This window comes from Dactylosporangium siamense, from assembly GCF_016862795.1.
GTDB classification, from domain to species: Bacteria; Actinomycetota; Actinomycetes; order Mycobacteriales; family Micromonosporaceae; genus Dactylosporangium; species Dactylosporangium siamense.
This window is the reverse complement of record NZ_BONQ01000297.1, coordinates 1-504: the sequence shown is the minus strand read 5'-3', so window position 1 is coordinate 504 and position 504 is coordinate 1. Positions and strand designations below refer to the sequence as shown.

Genomic DNA, 504 nt, shown 5'->3' with positions numbered 1-504 from the left:
ACGGAGATGCCGAAGTCGCGGGCCAGCCCGGCCAGCCCCGAGTCGTACCCCTGCCCGACCGCCCGGAACTTCCACACCCCGGCCCGCCGGTACAACTCACCGAAGATGAACGCCGTCTCCGTCGTCGCGCCAGGACTGTCGAACCTCGCCACCTCCACCCCCGACACCGCGTCGAGCAGACGGATGTGCAGCTCCGGCACCGCCCCGAACGTCCCACCGTCCGCCGACGCCGCCAGCACGATCCGCTCCACCGCCGGCTCGACCCGGGCCAGATCCACCAACAGCGTGTCGGTCACCGGGCCCCCGGAACCACCGGACTTCCCCTCGTGACGCACCGCACCACCAGGATGCTGGGGCTGGTTGTAGAACACGAAGTCGTCGTCGTTACGGACCTTGTTGTTCACCAGCAGCAACGCCGACCCGTCCGCGTCCGGCACCCCGGCACCACCACGCCAGCCCAGCACCGCCCGGACCGACGTCGCCAGCACCGGCAGGTTCGCACCC

The 504-nt window shown here is 70.8% G+C and carries 1 protein-coding gene; it reads right to left on the bottom strand.

Features of this window, described 5'->3' with window-relative positions:
- The coding region (locus Dsi01nite_RS57020) for a TerD family protein (RefSeq protein WP_203854898.1) at positions 1-504 on the bottom strand (504 nt) is incomplete at both ends.